A 24,926-nucleotide genomic window follows, 5' to 3' on the forward strand; every position below is an offset into this window, starting at 1 on the left:
CTATCGGATGAGAAAAGAAACCTTGTGACCCCACCCCCCCCCTCCCCCCCCCCCCCCCCCCCCCCCCCCCCCCCCCGCTCCCCCCCCCCCCCCCCCCCCCCCCCCCCCCCACCTGTGTTTGCCCAGCGAGAGTTAGTCCGTCGGCTGCCTGTTCACCTCGACTGAATGGGAAACATGCAATCGCTGTCGCAGTCCTGCACGCCAGCGGTGGCAATGAACGGACAGTTGTCTCGGTGGGCCTTGGTGAAGGTGACACTTCCGTCGGAGTGCTCGAGTATTTGCAGCGCGCCGCCATGTTGGTAGGCCCAGGCGACATCGTCCGGGTCGATGCGTTTCTCACCGTCAAAACCATAAGTCGTGGCCAGTAGCGCACCGATCGCACCTTGGACATGAGCTGAAATGGTTTGGGCGATTGTTGGGGCGGCGAGGATTTCGACGGCCCTACCGAGGAGCCGCTCGGTCAGCTCGCCGAGGGCGGCGGCAGCGTTGACAGCGGTGCTCGGCTGCGGCGTGTCGTGCCACCAGGTGCTGGGAGCGTCAGCGGCGAGACTCGTCCATGTCATCTCGTCGCTGAGTACTTCGGCGACTGCGAAGCTCTGGTTGATGTAGTAGTCGCGTTCGACGCGGGCGCGGAGCGTGCGCCCGGCGAATGCGACAACGCGGGCGTGGTGGTAGCTGGTCGGCGTAGCGCCGGTGGTTTCATCGCGTTCGATCATCGAGGCATTCATCCTCGGCTCCTTGACTTTCGCGCGGGCCTACTTATTCTTCCGGAAGTCAGCACGCAGGCTCGATCCGATTGACAAAATGGACCAAAAAGGACAGTTGACGAGTGCGGGGCATCAATCCGCGCAGAGCTACCGCCAGAAGGGATGATCATCGGTCACGACGGTCACTGTGCCCGGAGCACGTCCCCGGCGGCGATACTCGATCACCGCGTCCTTCCGCACCACATAGTTGAAGAACTGGAAGCGCCCGTCCTCGCCGACGATTTGGTTCGACCAGTTGTGCGCGCGAGCAACTGCCTCGATCTCCCGGAACGCCCGGCGAGACATTGTCGGCTCCTCGTCTTCGAGGCCGTACAGGCAAAGCTTGATCTGGTTGAGGGTCGTGTTGACGACCGCGCCGTAGCGCACGTGAGACCAAATCGGCGAGTAAACGCTGCGGCCGAGGGTGGTCAGCTCGGCCATGATCCATACAGCGAGAGCGGGGAGGTCCAGACCCGCGGTCGCGAGGTAGGACTCACCATAAAGTCCGTCCCGCCGGCCTGAGCTCGATGCCGGACACGTCTTCTGCGGAGAGGTGGATCGTGTTCCAGGCGTCGGCGTGCACGGTGGCGTGGTAGGCCCGAGGCAGAAAGCACAGCACTTGCCCGTCGTCGAAGGCGTACCTGTACCAGGCCCATCGAGTCGGTTCCGGATCCCGGTGTACTTCACACTCGCCGCAGTCGTCCATCCCCAGGCAGTCATCAACCGGCAGTCCGTCACGCGGCGGCGCTCCCAGCGGGTCGGGGTCGAGTGGGCCGTCGTCACGCAGCCTGGCGTCTCCGTATCCCGCCGGGGTCCACCCGGTGGCCAACTCGGAGAGGGCGCTGTCGAATTCCTCGGCGCTGGTCGCGCCCAGCAGCCGCCTGCCGATGGGCAGGGTCGCCAGCGTGAAGGGGTCCGGTGGCGAACTCGGCGCGGAGGAGGTGAAGACCGCCCGCGCGATCGCGCCCGAACCCCGGCCACGGAAGAATCCGGCCCGTCCGGTGATCACTTCGGTACCCACCGTCTCGTCCCTGAGGACGGGATCGGTGGCGGGCACGGCGGGCGCATTGGCAAGCATGAGCCTCTCCTTTGGTGTGTCGATGCGTGCGAGTTGGGTGTTGGGGTCAGCGGCGGGCGGCTGCGCGCAGTGCGGCGGTGGCTGCCTGCCCGATGGCGCGGGCAGCCGTCGTGGGGTCGGTCAGCACGTGGACGGTCGCCCCGTCGAGCGGAGTGTCGAATTCGCTGGTGGCCAGCCACAGCACAGCGCACCCGGACGCGCGCAACCGGTCGAGCTTCTTCTGGCCGTCCCGGCGCGGATCGTCGCGGAAGTTGCCGTCGGAGATGATGACCACCAGCCGGGCCGCGCCAGGGCGGGACAGGCCGAGGGAGCCGTCGAGGGCGTCAAGCGCTCGAGGGATGTCCTCGTAGTTGTCGCGGGCGCAGAACTCGGTGACCTCGGCCGGCGGCTTGCCCGGATGGGTCAACGGGCGCACATGGTGCCCGAAGATCACGCTCGCCGAGTCGGCGGGCACCCGAGTGTGGCGGGTGGCGTTCGCCAGGATCCAGACCGCCGAGGCCACGTGCCTGCGCACCCAGTCCATCGAGCCGGATACGTCGCTCGCGATTCCGACCCGCAGCGGCGGCACGGTGACCGGGGTGCGGATCGTGCGGGTGAATGGCTCGGCGGTGACCAGGGCCCCGGCGGCAAGCTGGGCTTCGGCCGCGCGCACGCCGCGCATCCGCAGCCTGCCCGGCGGTACTTCCGAGGTGGAGCGCACGGCAACGCGTTCCCGGGTTCCGGCGGTATCCAGCGCTCGCGCGAGAACACGGGCCGCCGTGCACTCCGCTGGTGTGGGCGGCCGGGTGCCCGCCGTCCTGGTGTCGCCACCACGGGGGCCACCGGTTCCGAACACCCGCCGCGCGACTGCCTGTGCCTTCTTCTCGGCAGCGTCTTCGCGTTCTTTCGCGGCGGCGGCGACTGCGGCCGGATCCTCCGGGGCCTTCTCGCTCGCGACATTCGCCGCCACATCGCCCAGCACGGCGGTAATGGCGTCAGCCAAGGGAGACGAGGTGACGGGGGCACCGGGCTCGGATGAGCCGCCGGACGACTCTGGACAGCCGGACGGAGTGGGTTGCCCGGCCGGGGCCGGGCTGTCGGGATCGGTGCCGAGAATCTCGCACCACTGCCGCCCGAGGTCGAGCATCTCCTCGCCCGCGTCGTCGGCGGTGCGCAGCGCTTGTCGCCAAACCATCCGCAGCTTGCCGAAGACGTCCGCGCCGAGCACGTCCTCGACGACCCGGGAGACGGGTTCGACCTCGGCGTGGGTGAGCACGCCTCCGTCCGCGCGTCCCAGCAGGAGCGCGGCGGACCGCGCGGCGTCGGCGGGGGTCATCTTCGGGGCGGTGGCGGGATCGGCGAACAGGTGCAGGTCGGTGGCGACGATGCCCTTCACGCACGCGCGCAGCCAGTGCCGGTCATCCGGGCGACGGCGGACGTGCGCCGCTTCCATCCGTGGCTCCTCCAGCAGCATCGCGGCGGCGACCACGGCGGGCGGGGCGTCGTCCGGCGGTTCCCACGCGCTGTGTTTGGCGTGCCCGCACTCGTGGGTGAGAGCACCCCACGCCGGGGCGTACCGGGCGCGGTCGGAAAGGTTGGCGGGGTCCACAGTGGCCGGGTCCACGCCGAGGTGGTCGCCGTCGACTTCGATCAGCGCGCGGTGCGGGTAGAAGCAGGCGGGCGATCCGCCACCTGCACCGGGGGCGACGCTGACCACAAGGTCATCGCGGTCGGCGATCACGGGGACCTCGTCGGCGAAAGCGGCGGACAGGGTCAGCCATTCCGGGCGCGCCGGGAACACGGCGGCACCGGTGGCGGTCGGGTCGGCGGTGAAGTGGCTGCTCATGGCGCGGGTCCTTTCGCGACGGTTCGCGGGCGTGAGGTCGTCAGGGCTTGGTGGAGACGCGGGCACCGAGGGCGAGCGGGGTGACGGTGCGGCCGAAGACGTCGCGGACCACGGCGGCGACGGTTACGCGGTCCTCTTCCGGCGCGATGCCGACCAGGTTTCCGGCGGCGGCGTCGAGGTCCCACGCGTCGGCGAGCTTTTTGAACGCCAGCAGCTCGCGCAGCTGAGGTGCCCACCCGATCTCGCCCTTCTCTTGCCGGGTTGCGAGGTTGCGTGCCACCCGCACGGCTTTTTTGTCCACTCCCAGCTGCTCGGCGAGGGCGTAGTCGCTGGAGACCTGGATGTGCACGGAGAACCGGGAGGACAAGGCGTCGCTGAGAATGGCCCCGTGGACGCCGGGGTTGTGCCCGGCGATGACGTAGAACCCCGGTTCCGCGCGGACGACTTCGCTGCCGTTGGCCTTGATCACGATTTCGCGGCGTCCGTCCATCGCGGGGTAGACCACGGCGAGCACGGTCGGTGGTATCAGCGTCGCGTCGTCGACGAACAGCGGGACACCTTCGCGCATCGCGCGGACCAGCGGGCCGTGGACGAACACGAAGTCACCGGCGGGGGTTTTGGTGTAGTCGCCCACCAGGTCGGCGACCACGGTGTCGCCGTCGCCTTGAACGGTGAGGCAGTCGTTGAAGGCCGCTTCCACCACCGACGTCTTTCCGGTGCCGGGAGGTCCGTACAACAGGGCGGCGACCCCGGCGTCGCGCAGCCGCTGCAATGCGGTCACGTCCGGCATCCCGGACAACAACCGGGGGTGGTAGTCCATCCCGTTCGGACGTTTCACCGGACCGGTGACCTTGCGCGCCGGTCGAGTGGGCGCGCTGCCAGTAGCAGGTGGAGCGGCGGCCGGGGGCGCGGCGGACGCTTTCGGACGTGGCGTGCGTGGTGTCCGGGGTGGTGCGGGCGCGCTGGTGGGCGCGGCGACGGCCGCCGTCGCTGTGGTGGCCCGATAGCTCAGCGGTGCGGTCGCGGCCAGTTCTGCTTTTCCCCTGTCGGCAAGGGCCTTGCAGGCGTTGCCAACCGCGCCAGATGACCGGTTGAGGGTGCGCGCGATGCTGCCTGGGGTATGGGCGTTCGCGGGATCGTCGGCAAGGACTTTGGCGACCATCGCACGGAGTTCGCCGTTGCGGAGCCGGGCCGCTGTCGCACCCGCTGAGGTGGTCGGGCCCGCACTGGGCGGGGTGGGCGTGGTCATCGCTGATTCCTTTCAGACGTGGGAGGTTGTGGCGGTCAGTGCGCTAGCGGGTACGTGTAGCAGAAGTAGTCGTCGGTGCCGTCGGGGCACTGCGCGAACAACCCGCCGTAGCCCATTTCCCGGAGCATCGCGGTTTGCGCGTAGCCGTTGCGGCGGCGGCACGTGCGGGTTCGGGGACCGTCCGGGCCGTGAACGGTGATTTTTCGGTCGTCGGTCGTGACGCGGTAAGCCACTTCGGGTACACCGTCAAGGTTCCGGGTGACAATGGGGTCGGTTCCCGGGTCGTTCCACATGATGTTCCCCGTTTCTGTGACAGCACCCACGGTGGGCGAGATTTTTGATTCCGGATTTCCGGTGGCACAACAAAAGTAACTCGACAAACCGCCGCACACAATAGCTATTCCCACCCCGTTCGGGCGACGAATTCCGCGTACATAGACGCAGCTTCAGTGAATTCGAAGAAATGTTTGCGCAGGTCAATGGGGACGCCGGCCATCCGGCGACAAATCCGCCTGCGAAGCACAAGCGCAAGCTTTTTGTAGTGAAAATAGAAACTTATAGCGCCGCCGAATTCGAAGCGAGATGAGCATCGGAACAGAACCATGGGACCACTGGGCCGACAGAGCGACCGACAGAGCGGGTCCGATGTGCTTACCTGCTTGTTGCCAAGCGAGTCTGGGATACCAACGGATCCCTGCATACGAGCGCTGACCTGCGCGTTTGCACATCCACGGAGGATCCGCCTTAGGCGGCGCACGGAACGCCACTGCGATCGGCGCCCGGACGGGCACCACCGACGCCCACCTGCCAACCCACCGATCGAGCTCCAGCTCCACCGAACCGTCCACTCGCGAGGCCGGCGCCGCGCTGCCTCTTTCAGCAGGCAACGTCGGGAAACCCTTGCGACGACGCAACGAATGACTGCGACTCTGAACGGATACACGGAGACTTTTCTGAACGATGGCTATCAGCTGGTCGACACTAACATCGGTCGCGACTGCTCAGCCATTCCAGGATAGAGGCTCTTAGATGACGTCGACACGGTAGTTCAAACCTCCGGGATGGCGATGCCGGCGTGGAGTTCTCGTAGGCGCTCAGCGAGTTCGATTGTCGCGGCGGACGGTTTTTCGTCTAGCTCGGCGAGACGTGCTTCGAGCAGCCGCAGGGTCCTGCCTATCGCCTCGTGCCGGCCGAGGTTGTGTTCGAGGCGCATGATGTCGCGGTAGAGCAGCTCGTTGTGCGGGTCGAAGTCCCGTGCGGATTCCAGCAAGTCCAGCGTGGACTCGGGATCACGCTGGACCTGGCCGCGCGCAAGCGCCGCAACCGCGTCGAGAGCGTCGCGGCGGACGCCTTCCCGGACTGCGGTGAGCCATTCGGCTTCGACGCCTGCGGCCAGCTCGCCGCCGTAGCTGGCGACGATCGCGGCGTTGGCCGCGGCACGTTGTCGGTCGTCGGTCGTGGTGCGGCGGCGAGTGAGCGCGCCGGCGAACGCCCAGTAGTCGACCTCGACGACCGCGGGCTCGAGGCGATACCGGCCGTGCTGCGCGACCAGGAGATCGCCGACACCGGGCGACGTTGCTTTTTCGATGGTGCTGCGGAAGCGGGACAGGACGGTGCGCAGCACGGCAGCCGGATCGCGCGCTGGGCGATGGGCCCACAGGCTGTCGATGATCGCCGCCCGCGGAACTCCTTCCGGATGGAGGGCAAGGTAGATCAGCAATTCCCACAGCCGCCGCGACAGACTGCCGGTGATTTCGACGGTGTCGTCCGGGCTGGTGACGTCGGGCCGCCACGACAACTTCGGCTGCCTGAAGACCGACAGCACCAGCGGCGTCGCCGCGTCGTGCTGGGACTCAATGGCAAAGACGGTCGCCGGCTCAGGCGATGCCTCCATTTGGCCTGCGGCCGGGCTGGCAATCTCCAGCCCGTTAACCGACTCGGCCGGGGGTTCGGGGCGGTCGTTCGACGTGCCCTGCGCGGCGTCGAAGAGGGCGAGCAGCTCGCGGGTCGCGGATTCGGGCAGGGAAAAAGCTCGTCGGCCGCGTAACCGTTCCCCCGGCCCGGGTGATGTCGCGGTGATGACGCCTGCCGAGTCCACGTAGGCCGTGACACCCGGATGCCATTGGCCGACGAGCAGCATCGTGGCGCCCGCGCGGCCTTCGGCGAGCGTGTACTGGTCGGATTCGCCAGCCGGCGCGCTCGCCAGCAGAATTCGGCGAGATCGTTCGGGCGGATCGAGGCTGTCGAGGCTTGCGAGCGCGGCGACGAGGTCGTCGAAGACGCGGACGCTTGCCGGCAGCTCGGCGCCGTGATCCGAGACGCCGAGTAGTACACGCAGGTCTGCGGCCGGCGTCACGACCTCCGAGTCGCGGGTGGAGGTCATGGCCGTGAGCAGCAGTGCCCGGACCGCGGCTTGGCCGCCAGGCCCGACAAGACCGAGGCCGTGCGTCGACGCGAGGTCGAGTGCCAGTCCCGCCGCGGCCTCATCGGCAAGACTGCCGAGCTCCGGCGTCGCACCGGGCTCGGCGATGTCGTCTTCCACTTCCATACCGGCCTGGTCGATCTCGCTCGGTTCGGCCTTGGCGCGCTCGTGTGCCAGGTGCAACTGGTAGACGACCGGGGCGACAGGCAGGTGGTCGCGCCGCCCGCTGCCGGGCCGGTAGCCGGCGCGCTGACGGCGTCGGGCGACCACCAGCGCCGCGCTGATCGCGCCCGCCAAGCCGAGGCCGACGTACACCTCGGCACCCCACGACGAGCCAGGGTCGGAAGTAGCAGCAGGAGGTGCGACTGGGCTCGGCGGCGTAACAGGGGCAGGCGCCGCAGGCGAAGGGTGCAGCTGGGGGCATACCGGCAAGACGGGCCTGGTCGTCGGCGGCAGCTGGATCCGGTCGCCAGGGTGGATTAGATCGGGCGAAGCGAGCGTCCGACCACCAGGTTGGGGACTTCTCACGTTCAGGCGCCAGATCTCCGGCCACCGGTTGCCGGCTCCGAGGCGGCGCTGCGCGATCCGGTACAGCGAATCGTGGACGCCGTCGCGCGGTGGCCGCACGAGTTCTTCGTCCTCCGGCGTGCCGTCGACCGCCGACGGCGCGCTGGCCGACGAGCCCGTGGCGTGCTGGACCGCGCTGCTTCCGCCGGGCGCAGCGACGGCTGTACGGCTGACGAACGACACGACGACAGCGGCGATCAGCACCGCGGCGACCCGGCGGAGCGGACTCCCGCCACGGCCGAGATCCGGCCGACCGGCGGATTGGACGAGATTGCGTGCACACCCGGCGAGCTCGACGACGAACGAGACCCACAGGAGCCAAGCGCCACACGCGAGCACGTCCAGCAGCAGACTTGTCGACAGCGGCGCCGCCAGTGTCTCGCCGAGTTCAACCATCGTGGGCAGGTGGTCCGGTAAGGGCCAGCCCACGAACCGCACCAGCGCCCACGGCAGCCCGGCGCACAAGCCGGACAGGAGCGCGAGCGCCACGCCGGCTTGCATCAGCCGTCGCGCGCCGTGCAGAAACGCAGAACGACGTGGTCGCGGACCAGCTCTGGTCTGGTGGCCGGCAAGCACAACAGCGCCCCCGCTCAGCTTCGCTGACCTTGGACTGCAGGCGGCTGGGCACCCGGCACTACCGCACGTGGCCGAGGTTCCGCCGGTTCGGGTACCGGGGTCGCTCCGGCGTGCGGGTCCGGCTTCGGCCGACGGCTTCCGGGCGGTCGGCCGCGCCGGGCGCGTGGCTTGCCGGCGGCGAGCCACGAGGAGAGTTCGGCGGTGGAGACGTCGGTGAACTCGGCCAGCTCGTCGACGCTGACGACATCCGCCGACGCGGTGAGTACAGCGCCCAGCTTGCGTTCGACGTCGGCTTGCTCCTCGGCCAGCGCGGCACGGCGGTGCGCCAGCTCACCGACCTCGCGGGCTGCGGCTGTCCTCCGCGCGCTCTTCTCCGCGTCGGCCTTCTCGACGCGCCGTTCGATCTCGTCGGTCGTGATCATGTTCTCCTCCTGTGGTCAGGGCTCGAGCCCGGCGACGCCACGCTGCGGGTGTGCGGCACCACTGCCGTGAGCGCCGATCGCGGCGATACCGACCAGCGACAGCAGCTGGGTGCGTTGGCTGGTCGTCACCGTGACGGTCACGGTGTCGACCGTGGCGGTCACCGCGCCGGTGGCGCCGACGCCGGCGAGGTAACGGCGGGCGAGCTCGTCGGCATTCGCCGGCACCAGCCGCAACGCGCCGGTTGCCCGGTACGCGGCGAGGTCGATCGCTTGTGCGCCGGCGCGGGCAGCGGATTCGGCCTGGCCAGTCGCTCGGACTTTGGCGGCGAGCGCGAGGCCACCGTCCAGTCCGAGGCCGGCCAACGCCAGGAGCCCGGTCATCATCACAACGACGAAGGCCGAGAGGCGGCCCTCCTCGGCTCGCCACCACGCAGCCTGGCGGACGTCCATCACGCGCCTCCGTCGGCTGGCTGGGAGCGATAGGTATCGATGACCTCGCTGGCCGAGGCGTTGAGCGTCCGGGTGCCGGGCACACCGAGGACGAGCGCCTGGCCGAAGTCGACGGTGCACCGGACGCTGACGACAACGGTGCTGCCGGGGCCCGCAGAGGTCGAGGTGCTGATCCCGGCGTTGCGGCAGACGAGCCCTGCGTGTGCGAGCGCCGAGGTAGCGGTGGCTTGCGCCGCCGCGCCGGCGGCCGACGGCGTGCGCTGCAGGCTCGCGGCGCGCGCGGCCTGGTGTGCTGCGTCGTCGAGCCGCAGCCGAGCATCGACGCCGCGGTGGACGACTACGGCGACGAACACCAGCAGCATGACCAGGACCGGCGCGATCAGCACGGCCTCGGCGGTCACGGACCCACGTTGCGTGCGCCACCAGCCGGCCACCCGACGGAGCTGCGCCGCGGTCACGGAACCGGCTCCGCGCCGGGCAGCTCCCACGGGAACTGCCCGGCGCCCGTCAGGTCTCGAGCAGCGGTGACGTATGCGAAGACGGACTTCGGCAGCTCCTCGGCGACCTCGACCACCCGGCGGATCGACGCGGTCTCCAGCTCGGCGCGGACAACACGGGTGTGCTCGACGAGCTCGGCGTGCCGAAGCTTCGTCTCCCATTCCCTGGCGAGCGTGGCGCAGCTCTGAAGGTGAAGTACCAGCTCGTCGAGCAGGGCGTCGAACTCGGCGATCGCCGACGCGGCCGTGGCCGCGAGCACGGCCTCGCCGGGTGTCATCGCGAGCTGCGCGGCGTGCTGGCGAGCAGACGCTGTCCGGGTCAAGCGCACCAGCGCGTCCCAGACGGCTTGGTGGACGTGGCCAGGTAGCTCGGGGCCGAGCCAGTCGCGCGCTGTCGAGTCGTGGATTTCCCTGGTGAGGTCGACCAGGAGCCTGGCCGCTTGCTGCGCTCCGTCGCCGCTGTCGACGAAGTCAGCGCCTCGGAGGAAGAACTCGCCGGGAGACCGCTCCAGACGACAACGGCTTCCGTACCGATGCTCGTGATCGCTCGCGAGGCAGTCTGCACACACGAGCGCATCGCAGAAACCGCTCAGGACGAGCGCGAGGGCACCGCCGGTCATCGCCACTCCGATGAAAGTTCCGTGGACGGCGAAGCTCAATGCAGGCCCCAGCGCAAGTAGCCCTGCCGCGCAACGCATCGAGAAGAGTCGTTTGAGGAAGGTGCAAAGGGTCTGCCAGCGCCAAATTCTTGTTTTGAGCGCGGGATTCCACAACATGACGTCCGGTCCATCGGCAAAGTCGCCGACGGTCACGGCCTCCGGCTTTTTAAGCAGTGACATGGCTTTCCCCTCGATCAGGCGTCCGGGACGAACCTTTCGACCTCGCCGGCTGCTTCGGCGTGTACGCGCAGGTGCATGCCGGGCAGAACCGCGACGACCTCGCCCTCCACGCTCACCGACGCCGAGGTCGGGGTGCGGACGACGTCGACGCGTGCCGAGCGCAAGGGCCCGCGCACGAGGTCGTCGAGCAGTTTTTGGCCGGCGTCATGGCCGGCTGCGGTGGTGCCATCCTGCGCGCGAGTCATCGACAGAGCCTGGGAAGCGGCCGCCTGAGCGACGTGCATGGCGTGCGACCAGAGGGCGAATTGAATGATCGCCAGCAGCGCGAGCAGCAGCAACGGCGTCGCGATCACCAGCTCAGCGTTTACCTCTCCCCTGTCGCCTGCCAGCGCACGGCGAACACGCGAGATCACTTCAGCCGCCAAGGCCGAGGTTGATGCTGTTCGCCTTCGCCGTCAGCTTCGCCGCGATGATCGCGATCAGGGCGATCGCCAGCACGGCCATGAGGGCCGTGACGATGACGGTGGTCGTGATCTCGCCGCGGTCATCGTCTTCAAGGACTCGGAGGATGCGTGCGGTGAAGAGGTTCCAGAGGATTCGAAGGTAGAGCAGCATGGTGTCTCCTATGGACTTTCAGAGGCCGTTGAGGACCTGGGTGACAGCTGGATAGGCGATGAACCCGAGGAAACCGAGGAACAGCAGGGTCACCGGTAGCGCCATGCGTTCGGTCGCGGCCTGTGACTCAGCCTCGGCGTCGGCGACCAGATGGGTTCGCAGCGCGCCGGCCTTGGCCGACAGCGAGGCGCGGATCCTGGCGCCCTCGGTGCCGGCGAGGGAGATCGAAGCGGCGAGTTCGGCGAGCTCGTTGATGTCCAGTTCGTCACCGAGCCCGCGCAGCGACGTCCAGGGCGTGGTGCGAGTCAGCTGGGCGACGGCGAGCGCGCGGCGGAGCTGGGTGAAGGCCGGGCCGCATCCGACGTCCGCCGCCGTGAGCAAGGCGGATTCGATCCCAGCGCCGCCGGCGAGGGTGATCCAGACGAGGTCCAGAAACGCCGACAGCGCGGCGCGGAACTCTGCACGTGCACGCGTGACTTTCGTCCGGACCTCGACGTCCGGGAGCAGAAAGCCCGCTGCGGCCAGCACAACCGCGGCGGCGGACGGGAGCTCGAAATCGAGTCGGAGGTCGCCGACGGCAAGAAGCCCTTGAAGCAGGAACGGCGCCAGCAATCCGGCACAGCTCAGCACGAGCTTCACCGCCAAGTGCGTGTCGACGCCGCGGCCGAGCACGTGCAGATCACGTTCGAGGCCGCTCCCCGGCAAACCGAGCGCTCGCAGACCAGGCAGGAACGGTCGAGCCAAGGCCATAGCCCACGTTGCGTCGGCAACCTCGGCGAACGAACCCGCTCCGGAAAGGCGTCCTTGAAGGGTCTGTCGTGGCGGGATCGCCCAGGCCAGGATCAGCCACAGGCCGAGTCCGGTTCCGATGCCGATCAAAACGACGACGATCATGCTCGTTCACCTCCGCACAAGGCCGTCGTGGCGGGCTCCGGCTCCGGTTGCTCGTGAAGCGAAAGCACTCGTGGTGCCGCGCGACCTGCGACGATCCGGGCCAGCCAGCCGAACCCGCTGCCGAACAGCGCGCCGATCCCGAGCAGGACGGCCTGTCCGAGCGGGCCGTCGTACGCCGTGAGATAAGCGCGGTTGAGTACGACGACTCCGACGGCGAAGGCGAGGGTGGTGCCGACGATGACCCGGACCGAGGTGCGCGTGCGGGCGCGGCCGGTTTCGACGCGCATGCGCATCGCTGCTTGTGCGCGCGCGGTTTCGGCCAGCGAACCGAGCAGCTCGCCGAGCTGGCGCGCCTGATGCTCGGCGGCCAGGATCAACGACGCGATGACCAGGTCGGCGGTCGGGTCGGCGATCTCGTCCGCGAGCAGCCGCAAGGCCGGAGCAAGACGCTGGCCGCTCCGCAGCCGCACGGCCAGGTTGGCGACGTCACCGCGAATCGCTGCCGGCGCCAGCGGTGCGGTGGCGAGGACCGCCTGCTCCAGGCCGGCCGCGGCCGACAGCGTGTCGCGCAGCATCTCGGTCCACGACGCCACGGCCTCGATGCGCGCGACCCGGCGTGCGTGAGCACGGTCAGGTCCGACCAGCGCCGGCAGGAACCAGGCCGCGGCGGCGGCAAGGACGCCTCCCACAACCCAGCCGGTCGCCGCGCCGGCGAGCAGACCGGTTCCGGCGGCGAGTGCCAGGCGGAAACCGCAACGCCGATCGGCACGCCAGGGCAGCTCTCGACCAGCCGGGCGTCGTCCGGGTGCCCGCTGCGGCCGGCGAAGCCCGACGAGGATGAGCAGCAGCCCGACGGAACTCCCGAGCCCGATGACGCAGCCGATCACGGTGCTGCTCATGCCGCCCACCATCCGTCCGGCTGGACGAGGAGTTCAGGCTCGAGGCCCGAGTCGACGAGGTCGTCGAGCGTGTCGGCGCGCAGCGCGCCGGCGACCGGACGAGCTCGGAGGTCGGGTCCCGGGCGGTAGATCTCGTTCGACACGACGGTGCCGCCATCGGCGTCGACGACCTCGCGGATCGAGGAGACCACCCTCGTCGTGCGGTCTCCGGCTTTGGCCAGGTGGACGACGAAGTGCACGCTGGACGCCACCAGCAGGGCGGTGGCCTCCAGCGACAGGCGCTCAGCGCCCTGCGCGGCGTAGGACGCGAGGCGGGTGAACGCGATCTTCGAACTGCTCGCGTGCAAGGTCGCCATCGAGCCGTCGTTGCCCTGAGACATCGCGTTGCACATCGGGATGACCTCGGGCCCGCGGATCTCGCCGACGATCACGCGGTCCGGGGACATCCGCAGACCCCAGCGGACGAGCTCCGCCTGGCTGATCGCGCCGGCTCCCTCCACGTTGGCCTCGCGCGCCTGCAAGGCCGTGACGTCGGCGTGCTGCCTCGGATCGATGCCGAGGCCGAGCTCGAAGGCGTCTTCGATGGTGACGATGCGTTCGAGCGGGTCCATCTCGGCCGCCATGGCGCGGAGCAGGGTCGTCTTGCCGATTCCGGTTCCGCCGGTGATCAGGACGTTCTTGCGAGCCCGGACGAGCGCGCGGAGGAACCTCTCCAGGCCGACGTCGAGCGTGCCGCGGCGCCGCAGCTGGGCGAGGGATGCCGTGAGGTAGCCGTGGCGGCGGATCGAGCACGCCGTGATCCCGCCGGCGGTGAGCCCGAGCACGGCGAACAGCCGCTCGCCTCCCGGGAGCTGGAGGTTCAGCGAGGGAGAGCCTCGGTCGAACCGGCGCTCCTCCGAGGACGCGCGCGCCGCGAGGGTGCGGATCAGGTCGGTCAGCTCGTCGTTCGAGGCCGCGACCGCTGGTACCTGGGCGCGGGTGCCGTCGGTGTACTGCACGAAGACGCGGTCGAAGCTGTTGACGTTGATCGTCTCGACCGCGGGGTCGTCGAGCAGCGGCTGCAGGCCGCCGAGCCCGAAGACCTCGTCCAGCACGGCGTCCGCGACGCGGCCTTCGATGTCGGTCGGAAGGAGAACACGGCCGGCCTGCAGCTCGGCTTCGCTGTGGGCGGCACTCGCGGCGAGGAGAACTTCCCGGGCGAGCTCGCGTCGGCGTTCGCCGGTGACTGTCAGCGCGTCTCTGCCGACGCGGCCTGGCAGCTCAATGGCGAGTGCATGGCGAAGGCGGGCGCGAAGCCGTGCCTCCGGGTTCTTGTCGGCGGCGGGCCGGCGATGTTCGTCGAGCACGGTCATGACGAGACGTCCTTCCTGAGCACGGTGCCGTTGTGCTGTAGTTCCGGCGGGACGACGCGGACGCCGGACGTCCGGACCTGCCGAGGTGGCACACCTGGAATCTGCGTCCCGACGATCGGAAACCCTGCGGATTGCCTCGGGACCGCCCCGCCGAGCAGGCATCGGGTGACCGCCCCGGCTGCTCGGACGAGCCCGCCTTTCGCTCGCCCTCCGGCAACGGCATGGCCCGTGAGGGCCGCGGCTGCGGCGGGATCGTGGGGAATCCTCGCCATGACCGGAATCCCCAGCTCGCGTTCGACCTCGGCGGTCGAATGCCCTTGGCCGGCGAGCACGAGGCACGGGCGGGCAGCGGCTCGTCCCAGCTCGTGCAGCCGGACGGCCAGGTGCGCGAGCTCATCGCTGTGGGTGCCGGAGAGCAGCAGGAGGACGTCCGCTTTCCGGATCACCGGTTCCGCAGGTGATCCGGGGTCCATCCGGCCGCAGTCGACGAACATCGCCACGCCCGGCAGCTGCCCCGTGCTGTAGAGCGGCGAGCCAGAGGTCTTCAGGCCGTTCAGCGCGGCGCGTGCCTGGTTGCCGCCGGCCGGGCCGGGCATCACGTGCACCTCGCCGATCAGCGGTTGTGTGTGGTTCCAAACCGCCTCGGGCTCGAGCCGGCCACGCGCCGCGGCGGCCAGGCTGAGCAAGCCGGGCGACGGCGGGAGCCCGAATCGCTGGGCGATGTCTCCACCCGCTGGATCGCATTCGACCACCACACGGCGGGCGGCGGCCGGCCAGGTGGCGGCCAGCGCGACGGTGAACGTCGTGACGCCGGGCGATCCCTTGACGCTGCCCAACGCGATCAACATCAGCGATCACCGCCCGCGAGCATGACCAGGGAAACCTGTCCGGACGGCACGCGGGCGAGCGCCGGCGCGCTCGTGCCGGCCAGCTGCAGCGAGACCACGGTGTTCTGGTCGGTCTCCGCCTTGGCAACGTCGGTCACCGTCGCCGGCCAGGTCGAGCCGTCACCGGCGAGCTGATCAGCTGAAGGTGCTGACGACGTCACGACGAGGACGGGAGAACCCGGCGCGAGTTCCAACGGGAACTGGCCGGGCTTGAGGGCGACCGCCACGACGGCGTAACCGGCGGCGGGAATCGCGGGCGGGCCGAAGCTGTCCGGCGTGAGCAGCGCACCGATCCCGAGGCTCGTCCCCATGCGTCGGCCGAGCACGGCGGCCGCCTGCCCGGCCGGAACGGTGGCGACCGCGTCGGCGACCGACACCTCCACCTCGCGGACGTCGCCAGGCTCGACGGCGTGCCCGACGCTCAGTGGACGAGCGACGGCCAGAACCGGAAGCCGATCCTGTGCGGTGCTCGACCACCAGAGCGCGCCGCCGACGCAGACGACGACAAGCAGCACACCAACGAGCAGGTGCGGCAAGCGCCGATGCGTTCGACGGCCGGTCGGCACGGCCGTCAGCCTTCCGTTCTTTCCCACCCACGACACGGAACCCACCTCGGATTCGGAGTCGTGGTCGGTGTGGATGCTGGTCACGAGGTTCCTCCAGGCATGGTTTTGACCGCGCCGTGGCGCCCAAGCGCGTGCACGGCTGAAACGAAGATTCGAATGTGCGGGTCCGGTCAGCGGTTGCCGGTGCCGAGCGCTTGCACCTCGGCGACGCGGAAGGCCGCAGAGCCGGAGGTCGTCATGTCCGGGAAGGTGCCGCTCGCACCGGCGCCCGACCACGCGACCGTCCAGTGCACGGTCGCGCGGACAGCAAACTGCTGGGCCGGTGCCGATGCCGAAGACCGGTGATAGGTGTGGCCGCAATCCGGAGAGGTAGCTGCGGGATTCTGGCCAGGCACGAATGGCGTCCCTGGTCCCGAACAGCTCAAGTTCTCGCCGTCCCCCATCGACCACGAGACGGAGGTCGGCGTGGCCACCGCCGTCACCGATACGCCGGGGACGGCTGCCGTTGCTCGCTGCGTGTCCCAGCTACCGCGCTCCAGCCATAGCCAGGTCGGCAGGCTCACGAGCTTGTCGCCGCGAGGGTTCGCCTCGATGCGTGGAGACGGCAGCCGCAGCTGCGCCCGGGCCTGCTCGGCCAGCTGTTGCGGCGAAGGCAACGCGGCATCTGCCGGAACCTGGCCGTCCGGGAGCCAGATCGGGGCTCGGTACAGACCGTCATGGAAGCCCGGGCCGGAACACCGGTAGACGTACCAAGCTCCGCCGGCCTGCGCGGGCACGAAGGCCACCAGCACGCCCATCCCCGGCGTGGCGCGATGGGCGACGGTCTGCACACCGTTCGCTGGTGGCTGGTAGTTGCTGCGGACGTAGGAGCAGTGCGCCGAGGTGTCCTTACCGCCGATGATGCTGTCACCCGAAGGCGGTTCTTGCCCCGGAGCCGGGCGCGGCGCCGCTGGCTTTCCCGGCGCGGCGGGTGGCTGTGGTTTCGAAGCACCACCCCGTCCGGCATCCAGTTCGCACGAAGGGTTTCCGCCTTGTCCGCAGTGCACGTTCCCCCAGCCGTCCGCGACGGCAGCGGGCGCCAGCGCCAGGACCAAGCCGCACGCGACTGCGGTGGACCCCGCGGTTCTCGTCACCCTGAACATGATCCGACCTCGTGCACCGCGAAGGTGGTGACCTTCCAAGAGCCGTCGATCGCCTTCTTCACCAGGGCCTCGATCTGCCGACGGCCTCCGGGGCCGTCGTCGGCGGGTTGCCCGTTGTCGGCGCGGTACTTCAGCCAGCTCGTGGAATCGCCGCAGTCCGCGATCGTGACGCTCGTCGGGTCGGCCGGCGGCGCTACGGCCTCGACGCGCGGGTGGTTCAGCGGGCGACCTTTGGTGATCAGGCCGTTGTAGTGGTCGGCGTAGAGGCTTCGCGAGATGGTCTGCAGCGCGTCGGAAGTGGCGTTCTGCGCGAGCTTCGGCGACTGCCAGTCCGAGGTCGTCGCGGCATCGGCCATGTCGTTCCACATGCCGAGGTACGCCGCCGTGGCCCGTTGCTTCGCGATCTCGCCCGGCTGCGGTATCGCGCTCGTGCTCGCCGGCGCGGCCGAGGACGTCGTGGGCCGGGTCGGCTCGCTCGTGCCGCAGCTGGTGACCAGCAGGACCGCCGAGCAGGCAACGGCAGCGTGACGCAAGTTCATGGAAACCCCTCCCGTTGGAATGATCAGCTGGCCGTCCGGCCCGAAACACCACCTCGGCGGAGGTTCACCCGTTGGAAGGACGAGCCGTGCGCCGGCCTTCGGGGGTGGCCAGCATGGCGTCATGGGGAAGGGAATCAGCTCACGCTTAGCCTCGGCGCCGCGGTGAACACCTGGCTTGCCGCCGTCGGGGCCGTTGCGGGCTTCGCCCTCGGCGCGGCGGGCAGCCTGCTCACCAGACGACTTCTGCGCGAGCCTTCCCGTATCGCGTCGTCGTGGTGGCTTGGCGCGATCGCCGCAGCGCTCGTGCTGGCCCTCCTTGGCTGGAGCGTCGGTCCTCGCGGCGAGCTGGCCGTGTACGCCTTCGTGCTGACGTTGGGCGTTCCACTCGTGATCATCGACTGGGTCGAACATCGGTTACCTCGGATCGTCGTGATTCCCCAGCTGCTCGGTGGCGCCGTGGGGCTGTTTTGCTTGTGCGTCGCACGTTCTGACGCGACTCCGGGAATTCGCGCGCTGTGGGCGATGCTCGCCGCGGCCGGCTTCTACCTTCTCCTGGCCGTCCTGGTGGAGGACGGCGTCGGTTCCGGCGACGTGGGCCTGGCCGCCGTCGTCGGGCTGATGACCGGGTGGTCCGGATGGGCCGAGCTGGCCGGCGCCCTGATCCTCGCGTCGTTCCTCGCGCTGGTTCTTCTGCTCGTTCCGCGCGAGGGCACCAGGCGTGCGGGCGTACCGTTCGGTCCGTGCCTCCTGGCCGGGATGACGACGATGCTCGCGGTGGCCGGCTGACCGAGTTTGTCGACGCGGCGGGAGCCGCAGAGGGGGCAAGAGCGCCCGCCGCGTCGACTGGCCGAGGACTGGGAGTCGTCCTCGAGATCGTGGGTCAGGCCGGGCCTTCGAAGCCCGGTATGCAGCCGACGCCGCCGTTCCACCAGGCACCGGTGACTCTCCACCTGATCACCGGCTGAAGGTCGGTGGTCCCGGGCCCGACGCAGTAGCGGTAGAGATTCCCCCAGATATCTTCGACGTCCAGGTCGACCCGGGAGCCGGTACCACCGTCGCAGTGCCGGTACTCGCCCCAGCCGAGGTAGCCGCACCCCTCACGGGTCGGGACCTCGGTCGCAGCGGCGGCCGGGTTCGCGCCAGCCACGCAGGCCGCCAACGCCGCAACGGGGACGCACATCGCGCGGACAACCTTGGATCGCAGATTTCGCGAAGTCATTTTTCCTCCATGGATTCCATGTGAGCCAACGAGGACTCGGAAGTTCTGTTGACTCCACTTTGGACCCATGCCGGTATTCCGGGAACTGCGCGCGCAACCCAGCAGTGTGCTGGTTCAGTGCCGTCCTTGTACTGATTCTGTCAACCAGCCAACGGTTTTCAACAAGAGAAGCTCCTCAATGAGGCGGCGTGATCCCCTGCCGGTTCAGCGCGTTCTCCGCAGTACAAGGAAGTTCACCCGGCTGCACTTGCTCCCAGGATGGCCTCCATACCAAGGTCGCACCCTGCACTCGCGAGCCGAAGAGACAGTCGATTCCGCCCGTTGATCGGTCGCCCGCTCGATAGGCGACGCCGACGTCGTTGCCGCGGAGGCCAACGTCCTGCACCGGCGACTGGCCTTGCGTCCGCGTTTCCGGGTCGAAGGGCGGCGCCGGCATCGAGCGCGCCAGACCGGCCAGCACTTCCTCCTGGGTCACGGATGCCGGCAGGCCGGTCAGGACGGACCGCAAAGAAGGATCAAAGCCTTCCGGCACTTCCCAAACCGGGATCGGAGGCGGGTCCAGAGGTACCGCACCTGCCGGGCAATCGGTGCGGAGAGGCTCATCGACGAGGCCTCGAAAGTTGAAGCCAACCTTGTAGCAGGCAGTCACCGGCTCTTGAGGAAAGAGCTCGTCCTGCGTCCCGGGGTGGTACACCCGGAAGACAAGGTGCGCCGTGGCTTCGTTGGGATCGTCTGCAGTGCTGTCGTGCATCTCGACCACAGCGAAGGCTTCCGAGCTGCCGTGTGCGGCCTCAACGGCCTTCCGCGCGTATTTCACCGCCGAGGGCTGGGGCGGTGAATCGATCGCTTCGGCGATCTGCCTCGCGGTCTTGTCGGTCTCAGAGTCTCCAGGCGTGCACGCAACCAATCCCGCCATGCACACTGCCGCAAGAATCCCCACTCGCGCACCCCTCATGAAGTGAAGAGTACGCCGTTCAACGGCGCAGCAGATTGTCACGCAGTGGCGGGTGTTCCTCCCGGCCAGCTCGCGCTCGTGGCCTCCAGGGAGGCCAGCCGAGTGCGAACGGCCAAGGCCCGCACGTCACGCATGGTCTCCAGCACCCGCAAGCTCCGCAGGTACGCCTCTCGCGCCTGCTCGGCCTCTCCGAGTTCAGAGAGAGCCTCGGCTCGTGAGATCAGTGATTCCGCGGCGCCCCAGCGCTGCCAGGTCCTACCGCGGACAGCCAACGCCTCGTCGAAGTGCTTCAGCGCGGTCCGGTGGCGACCGTGTCGGCTGAGCAGGACGCCAATGCGCTGATGGGCGATGCCGAGAACGGCCTTCGAGGTGAACATCTGCGCCCGGTTCAGCGCGTCGAACGCATACTCCGTCGCCTTGTTCGTGAAACCGAGGCGATCGCAGACGTCGGCGAGCGCGGCCCGGTTGACCGCGGCACCGACCTTGACTGCGGAGTCCGCGAACAGCCGGTCGGCGAGCTCATGAAGCTCAAGCGCCTCGGCGTGCCGGTCGCGACTGGCGTACGCGAGGCCGAGTCCGTACGCAGTCCATGCCCGCGACCGGTCGTCTCCGAGCTCGTCATGGCGACGGAGCGCTTCTTCGAGGTGCGCGATGCCGTCGTCCGTCCGGCCGAGCTCGTGCTCCACCCACCCGAGGGCCTCCAGACTCCGTGCGATTCCGGCGTCGCTTCCTGCCGCACGTGCGGCGGCGAGCCCGTCGTGCGCCGCGACCAACCAGGTGTTCCAGCTGCGCGTGAGCACGAAGTACGGCAGGAACGCCGTCGGCAGCAGCCACAGGACGTCCTTCGCCCCGTGCGTCCGCGCGCTCCGCGCCACCTGAAGAGCGGTCGCCACCTCCCGCTCGCACCAGGCCATCGCCGCGTCGAAGCCGCCCTCCTTGAACGACATCGGCTCGACTCCCGCCAGGTTCTCCGGCGCGGTCCCGCTGTCCGCCCAGCTCGGGATCAAGGTGTTGTTCGCGTTCCACGCCGTCGCGGCGCACCAGCGCAAGGCCCGGTCGTGGGCGCGCTCAACCTCGCACAGCCGTTCCTCGACCAGCGCGCGCTGGTGCGCGTACGCGCGGAGCAGGTGGCTGATCCGGTACCGGCCGTCGGCGAGCGGCTCGACGAGGTGCGCCTCCGCGAGCAGCCGCAGAGCTTCGCGGGCGCGATCGAGGTCCAGTTCGGCGAGCACCGCGACCGACTCGGCCCCGAAGACGTTGGCGGGCCCGACCCCGAGGTAGCGGAACACCCTCCGTGCCATGGCGGGCAGGGCCAGGTACGAGACGTCGACGACACCGTGGATGTTCACCGCCGGGTCGTTCGACGTGAAGAGGTCGAGGCGGGTCTTGTCCGAGCCGAGGTGGTCAGCCAGCTCGTCCAGCGCGGTCTCACGGTGGCGCTGCAGATGTTCTGCGGCGATGAGGATCGTCATCGGGAGGCAGCCACACTGCTCGACGACGAGTTCCGCGGCTGCCGCGCTGGCTCGCACGCGAGCTTCTCCGGCTCGGCGCCCGAGCAGGTCGACTGCTTGCCCAGCAGGAAGGGGCGGCAGCTCGATCGCCGTTCCACCTGTGCGCGCGAGCAGGCCGGACTGCCGTTCCCGGCTGATCGCCAGTACCACGCTGCCGGCGCCTGGGAGGAGCCATTCGGCTTGCCGGTAGTCGGCGACGTTGTCCAGGATCACGACCGCGGGGCGCTCGGCGAGCAGCGATCGGTAGCGCGCTATCCGGGTTTGCAAGCTGGACGTGCCGAGCTCGGCGGCACCCACGCCGAGCGCCGCGAGGAAGCCGTCCAGGACCTCTTCCGGATCGGCCGGCGCGCCGGGCGCGAGACCCCGTAGGTCGGCGAACAGGCACCCGCCGGGAAAACGAGCTTGGACACCGGACGCCCAGTGCACGGCAAGAGCGGTCTTGCCGACCCAGAAGCCACCTTCGATGACGATGGTCACCGTCGCACCGGGACGGCCTTGTGTGACCAGGGCGTGGTCCATCGCCTGCAGCTGTTCCTCGCGACCGACAAAATCGGTGGCTGCCGGCGGAAGCTGGACTGGACGTGTTACCGCGCGGGTGTCACCCCGTTGATCAGCGGCGATCTTGTCCAGCTCACCTTCGGCCGCGAGCACGGTGTCGAGGTCGTGCACGACGGTCGGCAGCAGCGTGCGGTGGCCGTGCAGGAGCTTCGAGAGATAGCTCGCGCTGTAACCCGCTTTCGCCGCGACCTCGCCGAGCGTCAACCCGCGCTCTCTCCGCTTCCGGTGCACCGCCGCCGCGAAGCTGTCGATGGTTCGCATCACGCCTCCCCGCGTCGAGACGCGCCGATTGACGCGTCTGCGTGGGCGGGGACCCGGGACTCGGTCGGACCAGGTGGCAGGCACTCGATCGGGCGGTTCCTGCGCTGCTCTGCGTCCAGTAATTTGGAATGATCAACTTCGACCGTACGAAAGCCTGGACGCAGAGTCAAACAAATCGGACGTATTGCGACCGGAATTCCAGGAAGTTGGAATTCCGATCCGGAGGGGGTGACCGTGTCCGAGCCCGAGGATCAGCAGCTCCAGCCACCTGAACCTTTCGGCCGGCTTCTCGAGCGGCTGATCTACCTCAAGAAGCACGACGACGGCCGCTCGTACACCGTGTCGGAGGTCGCCGAGGAAGTCGGCATCTCCAAGAGCCAGTTGTACAACCTGATCAAGGGAGCGAACGAACCGAAGTTGCGGCTCGCCCAGGAACTCGCGGCCTACTTCGGCGTCGAGCTGGAGTACTTCGGAACCAGCGAGCGAGCCCGCGAGATCCAAGAGCAGTACGCGCTCCTCGAGCGGCTGTCCCAGCAGGGAGTCCGCGACGTCGCGTTCCGGGCGAGCGCGCTTTCGCCGGACGTCCTGTCGAGCGTCCTGGACTTCATCGACTTCCAGGCCAGCCGCGGCGAGAACCACACGTCCGGGTGACTTGCCGTCCATCGTTCCGGACACCGCGTTTGATCTGCGACGATCGTCAGAGGTGATCGACAACGGGCTGGGAGGACCGTCGTGAGCAGCCTGCTTCAGCGCGTGCGCCGTGATCGGCGAATCGCCGGCCTGCGCCGCCGGTTGCGATCCGAGCTGCGCACGGCAGGCGTCGAAGGTCCGACGCCGATGGCCGAGATCTGCGCGCGGTTCGGCGAACGCCGCGGCAAGCCGATCCGGCTGCTGGCCGTGCCAATGGAGGTTCCGGGCCCGTTCGGTCTGTGGATCAAGACAACGGCCGCCGATGTCATCCTGTACCAAAGCACAGGAACGACGCGGTTCCACCAGGAGCACATCATCGCCCACGAGCTCGGCCACCTCCTGGCCGATCATCCGTCGGACGAGGGTGACGACGAGATGTGGCGCCAGCTCCTGCCCGACATTCCGCCCAGCGTCATCCGGAGCGCCTTGCGGCGGCGCACCTCGTACGCGAACGAGTACGAGCAGGAAGCTGAAGCGCTCGCGACCGTGCTCCTGGAGGCGACGACCAAAGCGCAGGAGATCACTCTGCCCAGCCGGTCACCTCGCGCCCGCCGCGCGCAAACGTCCCTCGGCGATCCGGTCGATGTTCTATGAATCTCACGAACTTCCTGCTGCTCGTGCTGGCCTGGTTCCTCTATCGGCTGGCTCGCTCACCGCGAGACCCGGCGCTCTGGGCCGTCGTGGTGTGCATCGCTTGCCAGCTGCTCGGCGCTTCCACGTTCGTCGCGTTCACCAGGACGGTGTTCGGCGAGCTGCCGTCGTCCAGCACGGTGAAGCTGTTGACGAACATCGCGCTGAACACTTCGCGCTACGCGCTCCTGCTCTTCTTCCTGATCTCGGCCGGCGGATCGTGGCGGCGGGTGCGCATCGAGACCGCGATCCTCGTCGGCGTCTGCTCGGCAATGGCCGCCGCGGTTCTCGTCCTTCCATCGGCGGCTCGAGACAGCGCGTACCCGCTGACCGGGGTTCTGCCGAACGACATGAGCCATCCCGGCGTCGCGCCCTTTTACATCATCGGCGGCGGTTACATGCTGTACGCCGCCGTGCAGGCGGCACGGTGGGCTCTCCGGTACGCCGACGAGTCGAGCCGTCGCGCCCGCTTCGGCCTGCGCGTCCTCACCGTCGCGCTCGTCGCCACCGCAGTCACGACCGGCGCTCGGACGCTCGTGACGATCATCCGCTGGGCCGGCAACCCGGGCTACGGCGCGCCGATCATGCAGGTGACGACCCGCCTGGTCCCGATCTGCACGTTCGTGTTTCTCGTCGGGGTGTTCTCGGTCGGCATCGCAGCCCGGTTCGCCGCGTTGAGGACGTGGCTGCGACGGCGTCGCGCTTACGCCGAGCTGTGGCCGTTGTGGCGGGCGCTGCATGCGGTGTTCCCCGCCGACGCCCTCGACCACGCCCCTACCCGCGCCTGGCTGGACACCCTGCTCCCCCGTCGGGTCGGTCATCGGTACTGGCGCCGCGTGATCGAGATCCGGGACGGCCTCCTGCAGCTCAGCCCGCAGCTCGTCGACGCCGGTTTCGACTCCGGCCGGCCGGCGGCGCAGCAGCTGGGCCCATTTCGCCACGCGCTCGAGCTTCAAGCCAGCGGCCACACACCGACCAGCCGGACGGGTGTACTCGTCGCGGCTCCCGAAGACACGGACATCAACTCCGATGTCCGGCAGCTCGTCCACCTCTCACGGGCTCTCGCCCGGGAAGGAGCCTCGTGACCACGGTTTCGAAGGCCGAGATTCGCGACCGGAACCTGCAGATGCTCAATCGCATCCGCTCACAAGATCCCCAACCACACCGCGAGGGCTACTACGCGCTGCGGATGCTGACCGTCGCCGGCCGCACGACAGGCGAGCCGCGCGCGGTTCCGATCGCCGTCATGCAGCTCGACGGCGTCCAATACGCCTGCTCACCGGACCGCCGCCGCGACTGGGTCCGCAACCTCCTGGCGGCCGGCCGGTGCACCATCGAGCCCGACGAGCTCGAGTCCCGCGAAGCCCTCCTCGTCGAAGACGCCGGCGGCGCCGCGGCGGTCGCCCGCTATCTCGACCGCCTTCCCCGCGTCTCCGATGAATGGCCTTTCCCCGGCGACGCGCCCCCGGAGCAGGTGCTGCCCTTCATGGGGCAGATCGCCGTGTTCCAGCTGTGCGTTCCCGCCTGAAAGGTCCCC

General features: G+C 69.1%; 28 protein-coding genes. 5 read left to right on the plus strand and 23 right to left on the minus strand.

What is annotated here, in order from left to right; translation table 11 throughout:
- Positions 1–152: 152 nt before the first annotated feature.
- The 20 genes from ACZ63E_RS23715 to ACZ63E_RS23810 all read right to left on the minus strand — a co-directional run bounded on the left by ACZ63E_RS23715 (position 153) and on the right by ACZ63E_RS23810 (position 17,565).
- Positions 153–728, minus strand: a complete 576-nt coding sequence (locus tag ACZ63E_RS23715; RefSeq protein WP_465338292.1) for a hypothetical protein — start codon at positions 726–728, stop codon at positions 153–155.
- 126 nt (positions 729–854) lie between these two features.
- Positions 855–1,187, minus strand: a complete 333-nt coding sequence (locus tag ACZ63E_RS23720) for a hypothetical protein (protein WP_465338293.1) — start codon at positions 1,185–1,187, stop codon at positions 855–857.
- A gap of 52 nt (positions 1,188–1,239) precedes the next feature.
- A complete protein-coding gene (locus tag ACZ63E_RS23725) occupies positions 1,240–1,824 on the minus strand; it encodes a hypothetical protein (protein WP_465338294.1) in 585 nt (194 codons plus the stop codon).
- Between the two features lie 46 nt (positions 1,825–1,870).
- Complete coding sequence (locus tag ACZ63E_RS23730; protein WP_465338295.1) at positions 1,871–3,649, minus strand: vWA domain-containing protein; 1,779 nt, start codon at positions 3,647–3,649, stop codon at positions 1,871–1,873.
- Positions 3,650–3,689: 40 nt separating this feature from the next.
- A complete protein-coding gene (locus ACZ63E_RS23735; RefSeq protein WP_465338296.1) occupies positions 3,690–4,898 on the minus strand; it encodes an AAA family ATPase in 1,209 nt (402 codons plus the stop codon).
- 35 nt (positions 4,899–4,933) lie between these two features.
- The gene (locus ACZ63E_RS23740) at positions 4,934–5,191 is read right to left on the minus strand and encodes a hypothetical protein (protein ID WP_465338297.1); all 258 of its coding nucleotides are present in this window, start codon (positions 5,189–5,191) and stop codon (positions 4,934–4,936) included.
- 755 nt (positions 5,192–5,946) lie between these two features.
- Entirely contained in the window at positions 5,947–8,376 is a 2,430-nt protein-coding gene (locus tag ACZ63E_RS23745) for a transcriptional regulator (RefSeq protein WP_465338298.1), read from the minus strand.
- Between the two features lie 101 nt (positions 8,377–8,477).
- On the minus strand, positions 8,478–8,885 hold the full coding sequence (locus tag ACZ63E_RS23750; RefSeq protein ID WP_465338299.1) for a hypothetical protein: 408 nt from the start codon (positions 8,883–8,885) through the stop codon (positions 8,478–8,480).
- 15 nt (positions 8,886–8,900) lie between these two features.
- Complete coding sequence (locus ACZ63E_RS23755) at positions 8,901–9,335, minus strand: pilus assembly protein TadG-related protein (protein ID WP_465338300.1); 435 nt, start codon at positions 9,333–9,335, stop codon at positions 8,901–8,903.
- Positions 9,335–9,736, minus strand: a complete 402-nt coding sequence (locus ACZ63E_RS23760) for a TadE/TadG family type IV pilus assembly protein (protein WP_465338301.1) — start codon at positions 9,734–9,736, stop codon at positions 9,335–9,337. The genes ACZ63E_RS23755 and ACZ63E_RS23760 overlap by 1 nt, the downstream gene beginning before the upstream one ends.
- A gap of 53 nt (positions 9,737–9,789) precedes the next feature.
- Positions 9,790–10,671: a hypothetical protein gene (locus tag ACZ63E_RS23765; RefSeq protein WP_465338302.1), complete on the minus strand. Its 882-nt coding sequence runs from the start codon at positions 10,669–10,671 to the stop codon at positions 9,790–9,792.
- 14 nt (positions 10,672–10,685) lie between these two features.
- Positions 10,686–11,024, minus strand: coding sequence for a TadE/TadG family type IV pilus assembly protein (locus tag ACZ63E_RS23770; RefSeq protein WP_465338303.1), 339 nt, complete (start codon positions 11,022–11,024; stop codon positions 10,686–10,688).
- Between the two features lie 61 nt (positions 11,025–11,085).
- Positions 11,086–11,286: a hypothetical protein gene (locus ACZ63E_RS23775; RefSeq protein WP_465338304.1), complete on the minus strand. Its 201-nt coding sequence runs from the start codon at positions 11,284–11,286 to the stop codon at positions 11,086–11,088.
- A gap of 18 nt (positions 11,287–11,304) precedes the next feature.
- The gene (locus ACZ63E_RS23780; RefSeq protein ID WP_465338305.1) at positions 11,305–12,180 is read right to left on the minus strand and encodes a secretion system protein; all 876 of its coding nucleotides are present in this window, start codon (positions 12,178–12,180) and stop codon (positions 11,305–11,307) included.
- Positions 12,177–13,079 carry a type II secretion system F family protein gene (locus ACZ63E_RS23785; RefSeq protein WP_465338306.1) on the minus strand — a complete coding sequence of 301 codons (903 nt, stop codon included), beginning with the start codon at positions 13,077–13,079 and terminating at the stop codon, positions 12,177–12,179. Before ACZ63E_RS23785 ends, ACZ63E_RS23780 begins: the two co-directional genes overlap by 4 nt.
- Positions 13,076–14,431: a CpaF family protein gene (locus tag ACZ63E_RS23790; RefSeq protein WP_465338307.1), complete on the minus strand. Its 1,356-nt coding sequence runs from the start codon at positions 14,429–14,431 to the stop codon at positions 13,076–13,078. Before ACZ63E_RS23790 ends, ACZ63E_RS23785 begins: the two co-directional genes overlap by 4 nt.
- Positions 14,428–15,279 carry a CpaE-like family protein gene (locus ACZ63E_RS23795; protein ID WP_465338308.1) on the minus strand — a complete coding sequence of 284 codons (852 nt, stop codon included), beginning with the start codon at positions 15,277–15,279 and terminating at the stop codon, positions 14,428–14,430. Before ACZ63E_RS23795 ends, ACZ63E_RS23790 begins: the two co-directional genes overlap by 4 nt.
- On the minus strand, positions 15,279–15,833 hold the full coding sequence (locus ACZ63E_RS23800) for an SAF domain-containing protein (protein ID WP_465338309.1): 555 nt from the start codon (positions 15,831–15,833) through the stop codon (positions 15,279–15,281). The genes ACZ63E_RS23795 and ACZ63E_RS23800 overlap by 1 nt, the downstream gene beginning before the upstream one ends.
- A gap of 221 nt (positions 15,834–16,054) precedes the next feature.
- Positions 16,055–16,714: a hypothetical protein gene (locus tag ACZ63E_RS23805; protein ID WP_465338310.1), complete on the minus strand. Its 660-nt coding sequence runs from the start codon at positions 16,712–16,714 to the stop codon at positions 16,055–16,057.
- 299 nt (positions 16,715–17,013) lie between these two features.
- Entirely contained in the window at positions 17,014–17,565 is a 552-nt protein-coding gene (locus ACZ63E_RS23810; RefSeq protein WP_465338311.1) for a hypothetical protein, read from the minus strand.
- A 162-nt stretch (positions 17,566–17,727) separates the two neighbouring features.
- Between ACZ63E_RS23810 and ACZ63E_RS23815 the strand changes: the two genes are divergently transcribed.
- On the plus strand, positions 17,728–18,351 hold the full coding sequence (locus ACZ63E_RS23815; protein WP_465338312.1) for a prepilin peptidase: 624 nt from the start codon (positions 17,728–17,730) through the stop codon (positions 18,349–18,351).
- Between the two features lie 94 nt (positions 18,352–18,445).
- Here ACZ63E_RS23815 and ACZ63E_RS23820 read toward each other — a convergent pair whose 3' ends face one another.
- The 3 genes from ACZ63E_RS23820 to ACZ63E_RS23830 form a co-directional block, all read right to left on the minus strand.
- Positions 18,446–18,745 carry a DUF6355 family natural product biosynthesis protein gene (locus ACZ63E_RS23820; protein WP_465338313.1) on the minus strand — a complete coding sequence of 100 codons (300 nt, stop codon included), beginning with the start codon at positions 18,743–18,745 and terminating at the stop codon, positions 18,446–18,448.
- A 214-nt stretch (positions 18,746–18,959) separates the two neighbouring features.
- Complete coding sequence (locus tag ACZ63E_RS23825; RefSeq protein ID WP_465338314.1) at positions 18,960–19,724, minus strand: hypothetical protein; 765 nt, start codon at positions 19,722–19,724, stop codon at positions 18,960–18,962.
- Positions 19,725–19,777: 53 nt separating this feature from the next.
- Complete coding sequence (locus ACZ63E_RS23830; RefSeq protein ID WP_465338315.1) at positions 19,778–22,069, minus strand: tetratricopeptide repeat protein; 2,292 nt, start codon at positions 22,067–22,069, stop codon at positions 19,778–19,780.
- Between the two features lie 234 nt (positions 22,070–22,303).
- On the opposite strand from ACZ63E_RS23830, the gene ACZ63E_RS23835 reads away from it, so the two are divergent.
- The 4 genes from ACZ63E_RS23835 to ACZ63E_RS23850 all read left to right on the plus strand — a co-directional run bounded on the left by ACZ63E_RS23835 (position 22,304) and on the right by ACZ63E_RS23850 (position 24,917).
- A complete protein-coding gene (locus tag ACZ63E_RS23835; RefSeq protein WP_465338316.1) occupies positions 22,304–22,720 on the plus strand; it encodes a helix-turn-helix domain-containing protein in 417 nt (138 codons plus the stop codon).
- Between the two features lie 81 nt (positions 22,721–22,801).
- The gene (locus ACZ63E_RS23840; protein WP_465338317.1) at positions 22,802–23,353 is read left to right on the plus strand and encodes a hypothetical protein; all 552 of its coding nucleotides are present in this window, start codon (positions 22,802–22,804) and stop codon (positions 23,351–23,353) included.
- Positions 23,350–24,474, plus strand: coding sequence for an MAB_1171c family putative transporter (locus ACZ63E_RS23845; RefSeq protein WP_465338318.1), 1,125 nt, complete (start codon positions 23,350–23,352; stop codon positions 24,472–24,474). Before ACZ63E_RS23840 ends, ACZ63E_RS23845 begins: the two co-directional genes overlap by 4 nt.
- Complete coding sequence (locus ACZ63E_RS23850) at positions 24,471–24,917, plus strand: PNPOx family protein (RefSeq protein WP_465338319.1); 447 nt, start codon at positions 24,471–24,473, stop codon at positions 24,915–24,917. The genes ACZ63E_RS23845 and ACZ63E_RS23850 overlap by 4 nt, the downstream gene beginning before the upstream one ends.
- Positions 24,918–24,926 lie beyond the last annotated feature (9 nt).

Source organism: Amycolatopsis sp. NPDC104819 (assembly GCF_055583145.1).

Bases quoted from the DNA above. Each gene is read 5' to 3' on its own strand.
- ACZ63E_RS23715 (WP_465338292.1), bottom strand. From the start codon at position 728: ATGAATGCCTCGATGATCGAACGCGATGAAACCACCGGCGCTACGCCG.
- ACZ63E_RS23720 (WP_465338293.1), bottom strand. From the start codon at position 1,187: ATGGCCGAGCTGACCACCCTCGGCCGCAGCGTTTACTCGCCGATTTGG.
- ACZ63E_RS23725 (WP_465338294.1), bottom strand. From the start codon at position 1,824: ATGCTTGCCAATGCGCCCGCCGTGCCCGCCACCGATCCCGTCCTCAGG.
- ACZ63E_RS23730 (WP_465338295.1), bottom strand. From the start codon at position 3,649: ATGAGCAGCCACTTCACCGCCGACCCGACCGCCACCGGTGCCGCCGTG.
- ACZ63E_RS23735 (WP_465338296.1), bottom strand. From the start codon at position 4,898: ATGACCACGCCCACCCCGCCCAGTGCGGGCCCGACCACCTCAGCGGGT.
- ACZ63E_RS23740 (WP_465338297.1), bottom strand. From the start codon at position 5,191: ATGTGGAACGACCCGGGAACCGACCCCATTGTCACCCGGAACCTTGAC.
- ACZ63E_RS23750 (WP_465338299.1), bottom strand. From the start codon at position 8,885: ATGATCACGACCGACGAGATCGAACGGCGCGTCGAGAAGGCCGACGCG.
- ACZ63E_RS23755 (WP_465338300.1), bottom strand. From the start codon at position 9,335: ATGGACGTCCGCCAGGCTGCGTGGTGGCGAGCCGAGGAGGGCCGCCTC.
- ACZ63E_RS23765 (WP_465338302.1), bottom strand. From the start codon at position 10,671: ATGTCACTGCTTAAAAAGCCGGAGGCCGTGACCGTCGGCGACTTTGCC.
- ACZ63E_RS23775 (WP_465338304.1), bottom strand. From the start codon at position 11,286: ATGCTGCTCTACCTTCGAATCCTCTGGAACCTCTTCACCGCACGCATC.
- ACZ63E_RS23780 (WP_465338305.1), bottom strand. From the start codon at position 12,180: ATGATCGTCGTCGTTTTGATCGGCATCGGAACCGGACTCGGCCTGTGG.
- ACZ63E_RS23785 (WP_465338306.1), bottom strand. From the start codon at position 13,079: ATGAGCAGCACCGTGATCGGCTGCGTCATCGGGCTCGGGAGTTCCGTC.
- ACZ63E_RS23790 (WP_465338307.1), bottom strand. From the start codon at position 14,431: ATGACCGTGCTCGACGAACATCGCCGGCCCGCCGCCGACAAGAACCCG.
- ACZ63E_RS23795 (WP_465338308.1), bottom strand. From the start codon at position 15,279: ATGTTGATCGCGTTGGGCAGCGTCAAGGGATCGCCCGGCGTCACGACG.
- ACZ63E_RS23810 (WP_465338311.1), bottom strand. From the start codon at position 17,565: ATGAACTTGCGTCACGCTGCCGTTGCCTGCTCGGCGGTCCTGCTGGTC.
- ACZ63E_RS23820 (WP_465338313.1), bottom strand. From the start codon at position 18,745: ATGTGCGTCCCCGTTGCGGCGTTGGCGGCCTGCGTGGCTGGCGCGAAC.
- ACZ63E_RS23830 (WP_465338315.1), bottom strand. From the start codon at position 22,069: ATGCGAACCATCGACAGCTTCGCGGCGGCGGTGCACCGGAAGCGGAGA.
- ACZ63E_RS23845 (WP_465338318.1), top strand. From the start codon at position 23,350: ATGAATCTCACGAACTTCCTGCTGCTCGTGCTGGCCTGGTTCCTCTAT.